The organism is Neptunomonas antarctica (assembly GCF_001305295.1).
In the GTDB taxonomy this organism is placed as follows: domain Bacteria; phylum Pseudomonadota; class Gammaproteobacteria; order Pseudomonadales; family Balneatricaceae; genus Neptunomonas; species Neptunomonas antarctica.
In genome coordinates this window covers 59,231-73,984 of sequence record NZ_LJSI01000017.1, presented here as the reverse complement: position 1 = coordinate 73,984, position 14,754 = coordinate 59,231, and the positions used below count along the sequence as shown (strand labels likewise).

Here is a 14,754-nt window from a genome sequence, read left to right as displayed (position 1 = left end):
TTATGGCGCTGATTCGTATAACATCTCCCCACGTACATAAGCCAGCCAGCACGGCTGACATTATGCGCCTGGTGATACTAGCCACCCTACCCGGTGTGTTAGCGATGACCTTTTTCTTTGGCTGGGGAACCCTGATCAATATACTCTGGGCGGCGTTTTTAGCACTCGCATTTGAAGCCGCCTGTATTAAAGCGCGTAAACGCCCTTTGTATTTTTACCTTAAAGATAACAGCGCCGTTCTTACCGCCGTTCTGATTGCCTTAGCCTTACCGCCCTTCGCGCCCTGGTGGCTAACCATGGTGGCTGTGTTTGTGGCTATTGTCATTGCCAAACAACTCTACGGCGGCATTGGCCAGAATCCGTTTAATCCGGCTATGATTGCGTATGCATTAGTACTGATTTCATTTCCGGTGGAGATGACACGCTGGACAGCACCTTTTATGCTGCATGGCGAAGGCTGGAACGTTCTCGGCTTTATCGATACGCTGCAATTGATCTTTGGCGGTTGGTCGGAACATGCTGACGCCTTTACTTCCGCAACGCCACTGGATGAAATGCGTCATCGCGGTGGACTAACGACAGAAGAAGCCTGGCGGGCATCCGATGTTCTGGCCAATGTAGGTGCCTGGCATGCCGTCAGTGCTGCTTATGTAATGGGCGGTATTTTTTTACTCTATAAAAAAATATTTTCCTGGCACACACCTGCCGCCATGTTGCTGTCTTTAGGCGCTATTGCTACCTTCTTTTATCTGATTGCTCCCGACAGCTACGCCGACCCCTTCTTTCATCTCACCGTGGGTGGCACAATGTTAGGCGCATTCTTTATTGCAACAGATCCTGTTTCTTCTGCAACCAGTAATAAAGGAAAAATCTGGTTCGGTATTGGTATCGGTAGTCTGATCTACATTATCCGCACCTGGGGCAACTATCCTGATGCCGTCGCTTTCAGCATTTTATTAATGAACCTTGCTGCCCCTTTTATTGACCAATACACGCAACCGCGTACTTATGGCCACAAAGCTCCTAAGCGCGGCATAAAGGAAAAAGCCTGATGGAATTACTGACATCACTTAGGCAAAACACCTTGGGCATCGCCATTTTTGCTATTGTTACAGCAGGGCTCATTGCGATTACTCAGGTTTCAACAAAAGACCAGATAGTCGAGAACGAGCGGGCACAGCAAGCAAAAGCCTTATACGAAATAATCCCTGCCAGCAGTATCGATAATCACCTGCTGGAAGATGTCATTTCTATTCAAGCCCCCGAACTAGGCTACCCGCTTGCCAATGTCTATCAGGCGAAACGTAACAACCAGGTAACGGCTGTTCTTCTGCCCGTGATATCACCCGATGGCTATTCTGGTGATGTCTCTCTGATGGTTGGTATCAATGCCGATAGCTCAGTGGCAGGTGTTCGCGTTCTTGCTCATAAAGAAACACCGGGGCTGGGAGATAAAATTGATCTTAGAAAATCGGATTGGATACTCAGCTTCAACCAAAAATCTATGCAGGGTGCGAATGACCAAAACTGGGCTGTCAAAAAAGATGGTGGCCAATTTGATCAGTTTACGGGTGCTACCATTACCCCTCGGGCGGTAGTCAATGCTGTCGGCATGGCACTTCGTTTTTTTAAGAAAAACCGTACAACGCTTCTTGATTCACAGCCCGCTAAGGAGGCTTCATGAGCATCGATTATCGTAAAATCACGCTTGATGGGCTCTGGCATAATAACCCGGCACTGGTTCAACTGCTGGGACTTTGCCCATTGCTTGCGGTTACCGCCTCGGTGGTAAACTCAATTAGCCTGGGAATCGCCAGCACACTGGTCTTAACCGGCTCAAACCTGACCATTTCAGTTTTCAGAAAATTTATTCCGGATGCTGTCCGCTTACCCATATTTGTGATGATTATTGCCTCTTTTGTGACCTGCATCGAGCTACTTATGCAGGCAGTAACCTATGAGCTTTATCAAATCCTGGGGATCTTTATCCCACTCATCGTTACCAACTGCGTCATTATGGGAAGAGCCGATGCCTTCGCATCCAAAAACCCCGTATCGGCGTCAGTGCTTGATGGTGCCATGATGGGTATTGGATTTACTATCATATTAATACTTTTGGGCGGCTTACGTGAAGCGCTGGGGTCAGGCACCTTGTTTGCTGATATGCACCTTCTATTTGGCCCCGTGGCAGAAAGCTGGAAAATCACACTGGTTGATGACTATAAAGGCTTTCTATTTGCAATTTTGCCGCCAGGGGCCTTTGTTGGCTTAGGGCTACTCATAGCATTGAAGAACATTATCGATAAGCGCCTAAAAGAACGCCAGAGTGCCAACGCACCGATACAAGTTAAAGAGACCGTCAGCAAACGAGTACGCGTCACAGGCCAAATAAGCTAAGCTTATTAATGATTTAAGCGTTGTATTTGTTTAAACAATTAGCTAACTTTAGTCTATAAGAATAATATTGAGAGTTGATTTTTTTGAACACACCTTTCCCTGTCATTATTTGTGACGACTCAAATCTCGCCAGAAAACAAATGGCACACGCATTAGACGGCTGGAATGTCGATATCACCTTTGCCCAACACGGTGCTGAAGCGCTTGGCGCTATTCGTCAGGGCAAAGGAGATTTACTCTTTCTAGACTTAAACATGCCTGTGATGGATGGCTACCAACTATTAGAATTAATCCAGCGCGAAGACTTACCCACCATGGTAATAGTAGTTTCCGGCGATATTCAGCCGGATGCTTATATCCGCGTAAAAAACATGGGGGCCATTGATTTCATCAAAAAGCCCATCAATACAGATAACGTAACCGATATTCTGCATCGATACGGTCTACTTGATGCGCTTAGCGCAGGAGAAAAACCTGCACTCCTTCCCAGCGACACAGCTATTGACCTGAAAAGTTATTATCAAGAACTCTCTAATATTGCGATGGGTCATGCTGCCGACCGCTTAGCAAGACTTCTTAAGGTATTTATCCAACTTCCTATTCCGCGTGTCGCTCTTATAAATATTGATGAATTGGATATGATACTTCACCATCATTCCAGCGAAGATCAAGGGGCTATTGTCAGCCAGGGATTTATCAGTTCAGGAATTGCTGGAGAAGTCCTCTTAATGTTCAGCGAGTCCAGCATTCAGGACATGGCAAAATTACTGAGATATGAAGGTGATATCAATGTTTCCAGCGAGAAAGAGATTCTGATTGATCTGGCAAATGTCCTTAGTGGCGCTTTCCTCAACAGCCTGGCTCATCAACTGGATATTATCTTCAGTCAAAATTCACCGGTAATATTAAGCTTTACTGATGAATTAACAGCAAGTAACAACACAGAACAACGTTGGAATAAAACATTATCAATAGAGATCAGCTACCGGATCGAGGAACATAACATTAGTTGTGATCTCCTTTTGCTTTTTACAGAAGACTCATTAGACGCGTTAAATCAACGGGCACAATTTTTCCAATGAGCATAACCATATCTGATACGAGTATTGACGAGTTTCACCTGCAATTAGGCTTACTACAAACGCTGGATGTCGGCCTGATTATTCTGGACCAGACGTACCATATTAATCTATGGAACACTTTCATGGAGAATCACTCAGGTCTTTTGCATACACAATTGTATAAAAAGAATCTGTTTGAGCGATTTCCGGAATTATCTGAATCATGGCTCAAACACAAAATTGATGCCGTTTTCCTGCTTAATAATCGATCATTTATTACGTGGGAACAGAAACCCTATTTCTTAAAATTTAAAAGCTATCGGCCGCTCACCAGTGATGCCCCCTATATGTACCAGAACGTCACCCTCATCCCTCTTTCTTCCCCCTCTGGAAAGATTGAACATGTCGGCATTCTTATTTACGACGTTACTGATGCCGCAATGGGCCGCCAAGCACTTGAAGCTGCTAACATTAAATTAAAGCTGCAGAGCCAGACCGATCAACTCACGGGCCTTTATAACCGGGGCTTCTGGGAAAGCTGCTTACAACAGGAGTTTGACCGGTTTGCCCGCACTCCCCTACCCTCATCATTAGTGATGATCGATATTGATCACTTCAAAAAAGTGAATGATACCTATGGCCACCCAGGCGGAGACGAAGTTCTGCGCCAGCTAGCGACCATACTCACCGAAGTAACGCGCACAACCGATCGTGTAGGCCGTTATGGTGGTGAAGAGTTTGGTATCTTACTGGTCGGTAGCGATGCTTATCAGGCACAATCTGTTATCACACGGTTACAGCAGCGCGTTGATAGTCTTACTGTTAACCATTATAACCATGATATCCGTTTTACCCTCAGCATGGGCCTGACCGAAATAAGCCATACATTCAATTCTCACGAGCAATGGATTCATATGGCAGATCAGGCGCTATATCAATCTAAACAAAATGGCCGTAATCAAGTGACGATCATTAACGCTGAAGAGTAAACCTATCAGCGTTTATTTTTATCCATATAGCGGGTAACACTTTACTTTCTTATTACTGCCTAATTAAAAAGAAACAGATATGAATCAAAAAATCCGACATCAGATTTTTACCCGCTGGCGTGCTGAGAACCCTCATCCCACTACAGAACTTGAATACAATAGCCCTTTTGAACTACTGATAGCGGTTATACTCTCAGCCCAAGCGACAGATGTCGGCGTCAACAAAGCCACGCGTAAGCTTTATCCCGTCGCGAATACCCCAGAAACAATTTTTTCATTAGGTCTTGATGGCCTGAAATCGTATATCAAAACAATTGGCTTATATAACACAAAAGCTGAGAATGTGATTAAAACCTGTCAGATGTTAATTGAGCACCATAGCTCTATTGTTCCCGATACCAGAGAAGCGCTGGAGGCTCTTCCCGGGGTAGGAAGAAAAACAGCTAATGTAGTTTTAAATACGGCCTTTGGACAGCCCACCATGGCGGTTGACACGCATATATTCAGAGTGGGCAACCGCACCAGAATCGCTCCGGGCAAAAATGTGTTGGAAGTAGAGCAAAAACTGCTCAAAGTTATCCCGAAAGAATTCATGCTCGATGCACATCATTGGATGATTTTACATGGCCGGTACGTCTGCATTGCCCGTAAGCCGAAATGCGGCAGCTGTCTTATTGAAGATTTATGTGAATACAAGGAAAAAACTGAGATTGATAGCGAATAACGACAATAACGGCTTCTTTTAAACTGGAATTAGTTATCCACAAAAACTGTGGATAATTCTGTGGAAACCTTTTGAGTAGATACCTGCAGAGCCCGTCATTCCTGACTCTGTGTTAAATTGACCGAATTTCATCCAGAACATAATAATTCAATACTTTCAAAGACTTAGGTTTTACAATAGCTAACTATAAAAATATTGAGTTGTATTTATTATTATTTTTCATGTTGCATTCTGCTTTGTGGATGACTTTCAAAAAAACATAAAAATACTGTAATTATTCACGTTTTATTGTCGCATAGAGATTGCGCAGTGGATAAAAACATGAACCACCACCTCTTGACGTAAAACACTTCACAAGAGGGGGCAGCATTAGTCGATAGTATTAGGCTTACAAGGAGAGATATCAGAAAAATCAGGACTCAGGTAATTCAATTTCTATATGAGTCTTAGGGACACAGCAACAGGTCAAAATTTCACCCTCATCCAGATCCAGTAAAGTTTCCTGAACATAGTCAACATCGCCATCGATCAAGCGAACCTTACAACAGCCGCAGTAACCACCACGACAGTTATAAGGTGCTGGAATATTCTGTGCTTCCAAAGAGTCTAACAAGGTAGACTCATACTGATAATAAAAGGTATGGAAATTATTTACTTTAATTCTAGGAATGGCCATCGCTTATTCCTTACAGGTCAAATTCATCGAAATCACCATCATCAACCTGGTTATCAATCTGCCCAACCAGATAAGAACTGATTTCAGACTCTTGAGGTGCTACCTGAACATTATCACTGCTCAACCACGCATTCATCCAGGGTAATGGATTTTGTTTAGCCGGAAACAAATCATCAAATCCTAAAGCCCGCATACGTACATTAGTGATGTATTCAACGTAGTCACTCAGAATTTTTGCATTCAGACCAATCATAGAACCATCGCGGAAAAGATAAGTTGACCATTCCTTCTCCTGCTGTGCAGCTTCAGCAAAAATCTGAATAGCCTCTTCACGACACTCTAACGCAATCTCCTTAAATTCAGGATCATCTGCGCCCGACGCCAGGATATTCAACATATACTGAGTGCCCGTAAGATGCAGAGCTTCATCACGTGCGATCAGTTTAATAATCTTTGCATTGCCTTCCATAATAGCGCGCTCTGCAAATGCAAATGAGCAGGCAAAACTAACATAAAATCGAATCGCTTCCAGCACATTGACAGAAACCAGTGTCAGGTATAGCTTTTTCTTCATGTTACGCATGGTCACATCATAAGGCTTACCTGCGATCACATGATGGCCTGAGCCGTGAACCGAATAGATGCTGGTCAAGTGAATCAAGTCATCATACAAACGTGTCACCGTCGCCGCACGCTTAACAATCTCTTCATTGGTAACGATCGTATCAAAAACCTCTGAAGGCTCATTAATGATGTTACGGATGATATGCGTATAAGAACGGCTGTGAATTGTCTCACTGAACGCCCATGTCTCAAACCATGTCTCCAGCTCTGGTAGAGAGACGATAGGCAGAAAGGCCACGTTAGGCGAACGCCCCTGCACAGAATCCAGCAGTGTCTGATATTTAAGGTTACTCAGGAAGATGTGCTGTTCATGCTCAGGCATGTTCATAAAGTCTTTGCGATCCGTCGACAGATCAACTTCTTCGGGACGCCAGAAAAAAGAGAGCTGCTTTTCAATCAGTTTTTCAAAAATAGGATATTTCTGTTTATCATACCGAGCCACATTCACATTACGCCCATAAAACATGGGTTCAAGGGTGGAGTCGTGTGAACTCGTAGTAAAAGTAGAGTAAGACATTTATATCTGCTAATTCATTCTTGAGGAAATTAAGCCGCTGGCTGATCATCAGATCAGCCAGCTGCAACTCAGAGTGTTGTTACCAAGCCTGCCGTTTATATAGGTCGTTTACAGCTTGCAGGCACCGCTTTCGCAACCGTCATCATCTTGCTGATCTTTAGCACCGTCACGCGTGTTATGGTAATACAATGTTTTTACACCGTATTTATACGCTGTTAACAAATCTTTCAGCAGTTGTTTCATCGGTACTTTATCACCCGGAAAATTACTCGGATCATAATTAGTGTTAGCCGATATAGATTGATCTACAAATTTCTGCATAATGCCGACCAACTGCAGATACCCTTCATTGGTTGGAATGTCCCAAAGCAACTCATAACTTTCTTTGAGCGTGCTGTACTCAGGCACTACCTGCTTCATAATACCGTCTTTACTGGCCTTCACGGATACATAACCACGTGGTGGCTCAATACCGTTAGTTGAATTGGTAATTTGCGACGACGTTTCACAAGGCATTAATGCTGTCAGCGTACTGTTACGCAAACCAAACTCACGAATATCCTCACGTAACGTCTCCCAGAAATAGTGTAACGGCTCATCACAAAATTCATCAACCTCACGCTTATATGTATCAATGGGCAAAATACCTTTAGCATAAGTGGTTTCATTAAATTTGAGACACGGGCCGCGTTCTTTAGATAACTGGTTAGACGCCTTCAGCATGTAATACTGAATAGCCTCAAAGGCACGATGCACCAAACCATTAGCAGAACCATCCGAATAACGAACACCATTTTTTGCGAGATAATAAGCAAAGTTAGTCACGCCCACACCCAGAGTGCGACGATTATCCGTAGCATTCTGTGCGGCTAAAATAGGGTAGTCCTGATAGTCCAACAAATTATCGAGCGCTCTCACTATCAGATCAGACAACTCTTCCAACTCATCCAGGCTATTTAAAGCACCCAGATTAAACGCTGACAATGTACACAGCGCTATCTCACCTTCAGGATCATTAATATCATTAAGTGGTTTGGTTGGCAGTGCAATTTCCAGACACAGGTTTGACTGCTTAACAGGTGCTACCGCAGGATCAAACGGACTATGCGTATTACAGTGGTCTACGTTCTGAATGTAAATACGGCCGGTAGAAGCACGTTCCGATGCCAACAGACCAAACAACTCAACGGCTTTAATCGTGCGCTTACGGATAGAGTCATCTTGTTCGTACTGTGCGTATAAACGTTCAAATTCATTCTGATCAGCAAAAAATGCATCATAAAGTCCGGGCACTTCATGCGGGCTGAATAACGTAATGTTTCCGCCTTTAATCAAACGCTGATACATCAGTTTATTGAGCTGTACGCCGTAATCAAGATGACGCACGCGGTTCTCTTCAACACCGCGGTTGTTTTTCAAAACTAACAGTGATTCAACTTCAAGATGCCATAGCGGGTAAAACAATGTAGCGGCTCCACCTCGAACGCCACCCTGAGAACAGGATTTCACAGCTGTCTGAAAGTGTTTATAGAAGGGAATACAACCGGTGTGGAACGCTTCACCATTACGGATCGAGCTACCAATGGCACGGATACGGCCCGCATTGATACCAATACCGGCACGCTGTGAAACATATTTAACAATAGAGCTTGCCGTAGCATTGATAGAATCGAGGCTATCGCCGCATTCAATCAATACACAAGAGCTGAACTGACGTGTGGGTGTACGCACACCCGCCATAATGGGTGTCGGTAATGATATTTTAAACAAAGAGGTCGCATCGTAAAAACGCTTAACGTATCCCAGTCGCGTGTCTTTTGGATAAGACGCAAAAAGACAGGCCGCCACCAGCATATATAGAATCTGAGGACTTTCATAAATTTCACCTGAGACACGATTCTGTACCAGGTATTTACCTTCCAACTGCTTCACAGCCGCATAACTGAAATTCATATCACGGCTGTGATCAATAGCCTCATTCAACTGATCAAATTCTTCACGGGTATAATCATCCGTCAGATGCTTATCATAACGTCCCATCTCGACCATGCTTTTCACGTGATCAAACAAATGCGGGGCATCAAAACTGTCAAAAGCGCGCTTTCGCAAATGAAAAATAGCCAGACGTGCAGATAAGTACTGATAATCCGGTGCTGATTCAGAGATCAAATCAGCTGATGACTTGATCAACGTCTCGTGGATATCAGAGGTTGTGATGCCATCATAAAACTGAATATGTGCCTTTAATTCAACTTCTGAAGGTGAAACCTGATCCAGTCCTTCCGCCGCCCAGATAACAACACGGTGAATTTTTTCCAGATCAATTTTCTCACGACGCCCATCACGCTTTGTGACCATCAAATCTTTCTGCATATCAGTAGCTCTTTTGTTCCGTTATATATAAAAATCATTGAAAGTATGCTCTATCAACTTACTACCGATTGGTGTAAGCGTCGTAAAAAACACACTACATCTTGTACAACTGTTAGCAACAGGCACTAAATATAGCGTTATTCGTGTTTATTTCAACACTTGATTTCCCTTGTCTACTGTGCCGAGTTTTCCTAAAAACACGCAGATACAGGCCCCATGCGGCAGTCACCAAAATCAAGTAAAAAAATATATTTTTTAGATGAATTACAAAAATGAAACATGGCTTCCATGTGAAAAAAACATGTGGATAAATGACAGTTAGGCATTTACAACGCTCATATTTAAGTCTATTATTCGCGCCGTTGTGGTGAGGTTCCCGAGTGGCTAAAGGGATCAGACTGTAAATCTGACGCGCGAGCTTCGGTGGTTCGAATCCACCCCTCACCACCACTTTTCTTTTAAGCAATGCTTAATTAAAAAACAGATCTATTGTGTACAACAACTCATCTCTCGCTAAACACCTCAAGCCGCTGCACCTCGATCTACTATAGCTTCACCTTCTGATTGCAATAATATCCGTTCCCGTCTGACCTGAATAATTCCTATTCTAATAATTGCACGTCGCCCAACTACCCCCAAAAAAATTATCTAGCTGGTTGCTCAAATTATCAAAACAACAATGAAGACAAAGAACGTCCCTCATCTTCAATAAAACGTGTACGATTACGAACAGGCCCTCCTTCTGTTAACAAGCGCTAATACGTTATTTGATGAAAGGCTGATAAGCCCTATGCTTATACCCATCATGGGAAAGCAGACTGATAGCCGCACTGATGGCACAGGAGCCTTCAAGTATGGCGTCAACGCAGTTTACAACCCACTGAAATATATGCGGTGAACCAGAAGAGGCACACATGTCAGAGGAGTCATTTGAACAGTCCAGAGCATCTAATCTGGAAAAGCTCACACGTCACATTAATCAGCTTCCGATGTTACCGGGGGTATTGTTTCAACTCATGAAGCTCAACTCCGATGATAATGAATTTTACGATCAAGTTCATGAACTGGCGAAATCAGACCCTCCATTGGCAAGCTTTATATTAGGGTACGCTAATTCAGCAGCATCTTCGCCCAACCACAAAATCAACAGCCTTCAAGCCGCGCTTACCCGAGTAGGTTCTCAAACTATTGTGGAGCTGATTACCGCACTATCCGTTTCAAAAGTTTTTATTCCATCACAACCCGAGCATAAAGCCATCTGGAAGCACTCTATAGAAACAGCCGTGATTGCATCCTTTCTCAGCAAAAACACCCATCACCACGAAGTGGATCCAGAGATGGCCTATATGTGTGGCCTATTGCATGATATTGGTCGCTTTGTCCTGTTCCAATTTGCGCCTGAAGCACTCAATGAAACGGATATAATGGGGTGGAGCTCTCCCGATGAACTCCCCTTAGTCGAAGAAAAAATACTCGGTACTTCTCACACCGAAATAGGTTTTATCGCTTGTCAAAAACTAAACTTACCGCCCGTTGTCGCGAGTGTTGTTAAGCATCACCATAACTATAATATTTTTCGTAACACACAAGCCCCTAAAGTCTTTAGAGAATTAGTTCTCATCATACAATTCGCTGATTTTTTAAGTGTTATGGCAATAAAAACCCCTGGATGGGCGCAACTAAGCACTGACGATCTCAAAACACATATTCTGGCTCATTGTATAATGCCGAATTGGGGACAGCATGCATTACCGTTAGATATGATTGCTAAAGCCCTACCTATGCTAATCACTAAAAGCGATAAGCTAGCAGCCAGCTTAGGCGTTTAATTCTCTATAAAGTAGAACCTCCTCGGAAAGCAGATACGTTTCACGTATAATGTCGCCAAATTCTCTTAACCTATTCGGTTTTTTACTATGCGCTTAGCTGATATCGAAGGCCTGATGCTGAACATCGGGATTATAGCGTTCTCTTGTTTCATCTTTTTCATCATTTACGATCTGGCCAAGCGTTCCAATGCCGGCAAATTTGGCACCTTTGTACTATTTTTTGCCTTAGGTTTAGGGCTGCTCGCTTTTATCATTAAGACTGTCGCGGTTGAGATGATTGAAGGCAACATTTAGTCAATCTATGTACTAAACTATTTATCAACCTACTGTAGAAAATTAATCTATAAACTTATATTCAGCCCTAATTTATCGCCCTTGTTAAGGCTCAAGCATGTAGTGGCCAACTAGGTTCACTCTATTTTCAGAGCTTTTTTCGACTGCACTTACGACTTAGCGGCTAAGGATGATTGTTAATGGAACCTAGTACTCTAATTTTTATTGCTGTGATTGCGATACTGACTTTTTACGTTATTTCGCTATATAACAATCTGGTTCGTTTGAAACATAACGCATCCCAGGCATGGTCCAATATTGACGTTCTACTCAAGCAACGCCATGACGAACTTCCTAAGCTGGTAGACACATGTCGTGAATATATGCAGTACGAACAAGAAACGCTGACGCGTGTTATTGAAGCGCGTTCTCACGTCGCTGAGGCACGCGAGAACCAGGATGTAAAAGGGCTGGGGCAAGCTGAAACACAACTGCGCCTAAGTATGGGGAACCTTTTTGCTCTGGCTGAAGATTATCCAGAACTTAAGGCAAGCGAGTCCTTCCAGCATCTACAAAGCCGCATTTCAGGACTGGAAAACTCCATTGCCGATCGCCGTGAGTTTTATAATGCATCCGTCAATATTTACAATGTCCGTATTGAGCAGTTTCCTGACCTGATTATTGCGCGACAATTGAATTTCACATCTCGCGATCTGCTCGAGTTCAAGATAGCTGAACTTGCTGATGTTAACGTTGGCAACTTATTTAAAAGCCGCTAACAGCATGTCGCTATGATCACGCAAGCCTCCATTGGCCTTTTCATCACCCTTATTGCCGCGGGCGCTACGCTCTGGAAAGGATTCACTTTCCTCAAACGCTATCGCTTGATTACCGGCACACCCACCTCCCGCATACGTTCAGCCCATCAAGGTTATGTCGAAGTTATCGGCCATATTATTGCAGGCGAATACGGACCATTAATAGCACCTCTTTCTGGCAGAGAATGTGTCTGGTATCGCTATTCCGTTTCTTGTTTAACCAGCGGCGGAAAAACGAAACACTGGAATGTTGAACGTAGTGGCGAATCAGATGCCTGGTTTCAGATAAACGACGCAACCGCAACGGCGCTGGTCGACCCGGCCGGCGCGACCGTCAGAACCGAAAATACGCGTGTCTGGTACGGAGATACTGCTAACCCATCTATTAGCCACTTAACTAATCAACAGTTTCAACACTCGTCCAATAAATCATCAGGCTTTAGTTTGAATACGCTGTTATTAAAAGATCTGGACACATCGCGCTATCGCTATAAGGAAACATTGCTGTTTACTCATGAAAAAGTCTACGCTCTGGGGCAATTCCAAAGCGTCGGTGGCGGCAGACAGCTACCTTCAGCACAACAGATAAGCGGCGATATTATTCGTGAGTGGAAGCAATCTTACGACACACTGGTGCAGCGCTTCGACACCAATAATGACCAGAAATTAGATATGCAGGAGTGGGATGACGTTCAAACAGCTGCGCATCAAGAAGCTGAAAAACGTCGCCGGGAAATTTCCGCTACTCCCACTATGCATGTATTGTCCTGCCCCACAGAAACACACCATCCTTACCTTATTTCAACGCTGGATGAAGAAGTACTAGCGAAACATTATGGCTGGTATGCCTTAGGAGCCTTGGTCGCACTCATTGGAGAAGGCTACCTTATTCTCCATTTACTGGCCGCTTGATACTTGCCGTACTGATGACGCCCCACCTGCCAGCTTTTCTGCACTCACATGCACCAATGATTCGCGCTTCAAGTCCAGATCATAGGCTTTACCAAAACCTGCAATATAACGTGCCTGAACAGCCGTTAATCTGAAAAGCACAAAGTCGGATAATGTTCTTAAAAGTCCGACAGTACTACCTAATTCAGTCTCCATTAGATCAAGTATGCTATTTGTATCGCTGTCTGTGTTGCTATGAGCGGCAGCCAGCTCTACCTTCTCGACCTGAACATCAGCAATCAAGCGCTCTCGCGCAAACAGATTACGACTATCCGCCTCATCTTTAATCACCATCACACTGGCCTTAGGCATCTGCTGCAGATGCTGCAGATGCTGAGTATGGCTCGCTAACAGGCTCACAAAAATGTAAAAACAGTCCTCCTGTCGAACAAAAGGTGCGTAGCTGATATGAGGCCACCCCTGCGAATCAACTGTCGCTAATTGCAGTGTTTTGCACGTACTCAACAATGCCATGCAATCCTGCAACCGCTGTGCTTCTTCATTCATTTGAATAACTCATTACTGGCTTAAGTTTATGACTGCTCCCTTTTCTCAGGGCTTCACGTATACTAATCATTTTACAGCTTTTATCAGGTTATAGATCATGGAACAGAAAGTCATTCAGGTAGGTGCGCTGCAAATTTCGAATGATAAACCGATGGTTGTATTCGGTGGTATGAATGTGCTCGAATCACGCGATCTTGCATTACGTATTGCCGAGCACTATGTCACGGTCACTGAGAAGTTAAATATCCCTTACGTGTTTAAAGCCTCTTTTGACAAAGCCAACCGCTCATCACTGACCTCGTTCCGTGGCCCCGGGCTGGATGAAGGATTAAAAATTCTCGAAGAGATTAAAAAAACCTTCAACGTCCCACTGATTACCGATATTCATGAGCCGCACCAGGCTGCGGCTGCGGCCGAAGTCTGCGATATCATTCAGCTACCCGCATTTCTGTCTCGTCAGACTGATCTGGTTAAAGCTATGGCAGAAACCGGCGCGGTTATTAATATCAAAAAAGCCCAGTTTCTAGCCCCTCATGAAATGAAACATATTCTGCACAAATGCGAAGAAGCGGGTAATGACCGTCTCATCCTCTGTGAGCGCGGCACGGCATTTGGCTACAATAATTTAGTGGTTGATATGCTGGGTTTCTCTATTATGAAAGAGTTTGGTTACCCTATTATGTTTGACGCAACCCACGCCCTGCAGGTACCAGGTGGGCGCTCTGACTCTGCTGGCGGCCGTCGTGGATTGGCTGCTCAATTAGCGCGTGCGGGCATATCTCAAGGGATCGCCGGACTGTTCCTGGAAGCGCACCCTAACCCTGCTGAAGCCAAATGTGATGGCCCTTGCGCATTACCTCTGGACAAGCTTGAGCCTTACCTCGCCCAGTTAAAAGCCGTTGATGAATTAGTGAAAAGCTTTGCTCCTTTACAAACAGACTAGATAACCGGCTGATTTTACTTAAAAGATTGCCCGTTCTTGTCTATTATTAATGAAGCAACCCAGACAGGGACG

Annotated in this window: 15 protein-coding genes and 1 tRNA gene; 12 read left to right on the top strand and 4 right to left on the bottom strand. The window is 44.1% G+C overall.

Annotated elements, in window-relative coordinates:
* Positions 1-2 precede the first annotated feature (2 nt).
* From rsxD to nth, 6 genes are all read left to right on the top strand, one after another.
* Entirely contained in the window at positions 3-1,052 is a 1,050-nt protein-coding gene (gene rsxD / locus Nant_RS01620) for an electron transport complex subunit RsxD (protein WP_054339898.1), read from the top strand.
* Entirely contained in the window at positions 1,052-1,684 is a 633-nt protein-coding gene (gene rsxG / locus Nant_RS01615; RefSeq protein ID WP_054339897.1) for an electron transport complex subunit RsxG, read from the top strand. Before rsxD ends, rsxG begins: the two co-directional genes overlap by 1 nt.
* Positions 1,681-2,397, top strand: a complete 717-nt coding sequence (locus Nant_RS01610; RefSeq protein ID WP_054339896.1) for an electron transport complex subunit E — start codon at positions 1,681-1,683, stop codon at positions 2,395-2,397. Before rsxG ends, Nant_RS01610 begins: the two co-directional genes overlap by 4 nt.
* Positions 2,398-2,471: 74 nt before the next feature.
* Positions 2,472-3,479, top strand: coding sequence for a response regulator (locus tag Nant_RS01605; RefSeq protein WP_338011151.1), 1,008 nt, complete (start codon positions 2,472-2,474; stop codon positions 3,477-3,479).
* Complete coding sequence (locus Nant_RS01600) at positions 3,476-4,447, top strand: GGDEF domain-containing protein (RefSeq protein ID WP_054339894.1); 972 nt, start codon at positions 3,476-3,478, stop codon at positions 4,445-4,447. The genes Nant_RS01605 and Nant_RS01600 overlap by 4 nt, the downstream gene beginning before the upstream one ends.
* A 79-nt stretch (positions 4,448-4,526) precedes the next feature.
* On the top strand, positions 4,527-5,171 hold the full coding sequence (gene nth, locus Nant_RS01595) for an endonuclease III (protein ID WP_054339893.1): 645 nt from the start codon (positions 4,527-4,529) through the stop codon (positions 5,169-5,171).
* A gap of 412 nt (positions 5,172-5,583) precedes the next feature.
* Here nth and yfaE read toward each other — a convergent pair whose 3' ends face one another.
* The 3 genes from yfaE to nrdA all read right to left on the bottom strand — a co-directional run bounded on the left by yfaE (position 5,584) and on the right by nrdA (position 9,361).
* The gene (gene yfaE / locus Nant_RS01590) at positions 5,584-5,847 is read right to left on the bottom strand and encodes a class I ribonucleotide reductase maintenance protein YfaE (RefSeq protein ID WP_054339892.1); all 264 of its coding nucleotides are present in this window, start codon (positions 5,845-5,847) and stop codon (positions 5,584-5,586) included.
* 10 nt (positions 5,848-5,857) lie between these two features.
* Entirely contained in the window at positions 5,858-6,988 is a 1,131-nt protein-coding gene (gene nrdB, locus Nant_RS01585) for a class Ia ribonucleoside-diphosphate reductase subunit beta (RefSeq protein WP_054339891.1), read from the bottom strand.
* A 108-nt stretch (positions 6,989-7,096) separates the two neighbouring features.
* Positions 7,097-9,361 (bottom strand): class 1a ribonucleoside-diphosphate reductase subunit alpha, encoded by a 2,265-nt coding sequence (gene nrdA, locus Nant_RS01580; protein WP_054339890.1) that lies wholly within the window; start codon positions 9,359-9,361, stop codon positions 7,097-7,099.
* Between the two features lie 366 nt (positions 9,362-9,727).
* Between nrdA and Nant_RS01575 the strand changes: the two genes are divergently transcribed.
* The 5 genes from Nant_RS01575 to Nant_RS01555 all read left to right on the top strand — a co-directional run bounded on the left by Nant_RS01575 (position 9,728) and on the right by Nant_RS01555 (position 13,193).
* Positions 9,728-9,811 (top strand) — tRNA-Tyr (locus Nant_RS01575).
* 464 nt (positions 9,812-10,275) lie between these two features.
* Positions 10,276-11,190 (top strand): HDOD domain-containing protein, encoded by a 915-nt coding sequence (locus Nant_RS01570; RefSeq protein ID WP_054339889.1) that lies wholly within the window; start codon positions 10,276-10,278, stop codon positions 11,188-11,190.
* A gap of 87 nt (positions 11,191-11,277) precedes the next feature.
* The gene (locus tag Nant_RS01565) at positions 11,278-11,484 is read left to right on the top strand and encodes a DUF2788 domain-containing protein (RefSeq protein WP_054339888.1); all 207 of its coding nucleotides are present in this window, start codon (positions 11,278-11,280) and stop codon (positions 11,482-11,484) included.
* 179 nt (positions 11,485-11,663) lie between these two features.
* Entirely contained in the window at positions 11,664-12,242 is a 579-nt protein-coding gene (locus Nant_RS01560; protein ID WP_054339887.1) for a LemA family protein, read from the top strand.
* A 12-nt stretch (positions 12,243-12,254) separates the two neighbouring features.
* Complete coding sequence (locus tag Nant_RS01555; RefSeq protein WP_054339886.1) at positions 12,255-13,193, top strand: GIDE domain-containing protein; 939 nt, start codon at positions 12,255-12,257, stop codon at positions 13,191-13,193.
* Here the strand turns inward: Nant_RS01555 and Nant_RS01550 are convergent.
* The gene (locus tag Nant_RS01550) at positions 13,179-13,739 is read right to left on the bottom strand and encodes a HugZ family pyridoxamine 5'-phosphate oxidase (protein WP_054339885.1); all 561 of its coding nucleotides are present in this window, start codon (positions 13,737-13,739) and stop codon (positions 13,179-13,181) included. The genes Nant_RS01555 and Nant_RS01550 overlap by 15 nt on opposite strands.
* A 97-nt stretch (positions 13,740-13,836) precedes the next feature.
* On the opposite strand from Nant_RS01550, the gene kdsA reads away from it, so the two are divergent.
* On the top strand, positions 13,837-14,682 hold the full coding sequence (kdsA, locus tag Nant_RS01545) for a 3-deoxy-8-phosphooctulonate synthase (RefSeq protein WP_054339884.1): 846 nt from the start codon (positions 13,837-13,839) through the stop codon (positions 14,680-14,682).
* The last annotated feature ends 72 nt before the right edge of the window (positions 14,683-14,754 follow it).

What these genes read in the sequence shown, in the direction of transcription:
- Nant_RS01555 (WP_054339886.1), top strand. Translation starts at nt 12,255, where the DNA reads ATGATCACGCAAGCCTCCATTGGCCTTTTCATCACCCTTATTGCCGCG.
- Nant_RS01560 (WP_054339887.1), top strand. Translation starts at nt 11,664, where the DNA reads ATGGAACCTAGTACTCTAATTTTTATTGCTGTGATTGCGATACTGACT.
- Nant_RS01610 (WP_054339896.1), top strand. Translation starts at nt 1,681, where the DNA reads ATGAGCATCGATTATCGTAAAATCACGCTTGATGGGCTCTGGCATAAT.
- kdsA (WP_054339884.1), top strand. Translation starts at nt 13,837, where the DNA reads ATGGAACAGAAAGTCATTCAGGTAGGTGCGCTGCAAATTTCGAATGAT.
- rsxG (WP_054339897.1), top strand. Translation starts at nt 1,052, where the DNA reads ATGGAATTACTGACATCACTTAGGCAAAACACCTTGGGCATCGCCATT.
- Nant_RS01550 (WP_054339885.1), bottom strand. Translation starts at nt 13,739, where the DNA reads ATGAATGAAGAAGCACAGCGGTTGCAGGATTGCATGGCATTGTTGAGT.
- nrdA (WP_054339890.1), bottom strand. Translation starts at nt 9,361, where the DNA reads ATGCAGAAAGATTTGATGGTCACAAAGCGTGATGGGCGTCGTGAGAAA.
- yfaE (WP_054339892.1), bottom strand. Translation starts at nt 5,847, where the DNA reads ATGGCCATTCCTAGAATTAAAGTAAATAATTTCCATACCTTTTATTAT.
- Nant_RS01600 (WP_054339894.1), top strand. Translation starts at nt 3,476, where the DNA reads ATGAGCATAACCATATCTGATACGAGTATTGACGAGTTTCACCTGCAA.
- nrdB (WP_054339891.1), bottom strand. Translation starts at nt 6,988, where the DNA reads ATGTCTTACTCTACTTTTACTACGAGTTCACACGACTCCACCCTTGAA.
- rsxD (WP_054339898.1), top strand. Translation starts at nt 3, where the DNA reads ATGGCGCTGATTCGTATAACATCTCCCCACGTACATAAGCCAGCCAGC.
- Nant_RS01565 (WP_054339888.1), top strand. Translation starts at nt 11,278, where the DNA reads ATGCGCTTAGCTGATATCGAAGGCCTGATGCTGAACATCGGGATTATA.
- Nant_RS01570 (WP_054339889.1), top strand. Translation starts at nt 10,276, where the DNA reads ATGTCAGAGGAGTCATTTGAACAGTCCAGAGCATCTAATCTGGAAAAG.
- nth (WP_054339893.1), top strand. Translation starts at nt 4,527, where the DNA reads ATGAATCAAAAAATCCGACATCAGATTTTTACCCGCTGGCGTGCTGAG.